We start from the raw sequence: 632 nt of genomic DNA, 5'->3' as shown, positions 1-632 counted from the left end.
TATTTAGGTTAAACTGTATTTGAGTCATAATTAATTCCTCCACATTGTTTTCTTCGCCGTTAACATTGTAACCATGAGGAATTAATTTGACTCATTTTCTTTTTACACAATTATATGGACTCAATCCTTCAGAGTGACCGTTATGGGCTTTTTTATCTTATACGGGCATTGTGAACCCTTCAGAGTGACCGTTATAGGCTTTCTTCATCTTATACGGGCACTGTGAACCCTTCAGAGTGACCGTTAAGGGCCTTTTTCATCTTATACGGGCACTGTGAATCCTTCAGAGTGACCGCTAAGGGCTTTTTTCATCTTATACGGGCACTGTGAACCCTTCAGAGTGACCGTTAAGGGCTTTTTTTATCTTATACGGGCATTGTGATTTTTCCTAGAGCAATCACTTATCAATCACTTCGAAGAATACAGGCACAATCAATCACTAATGGTCTAACACCAAACAATTTTAGCCTAAACAAAAAAACAACCTTTTCAGGTTGTCTTTAATGTGCCTGGCAACGTCCTACTCTCACAGGGACGCGTGTCCCAACTACCATTGGCGCTGAGAAGCTTAACTTCCGTGTTCGGTATGGGAACGGGTGTGACCTTCTCGCCATAATTGCCAGACTATTTAA

Annotated in this window: 1 rRNA gene; it reads right to left on the bottom strand. The window is 41.0% G+C overall.

Annotated features, from left to right (window positions below):
* Positions 1-507: 507 nt before the first annotated feature.
* A 5S ribosomal RNA gene (gene rrf / locus KW850_RS32650) occupies positions 508-624 on the bottom strand.
* Positions 625-632: the final 8 nt, after the last annotated feature.

The organism is Bacillus sp. sid0103 (assembly GCF_019219025.1).
This window is presented reverse-complemented; position numbering and strand designations above follow the sequence as displayed.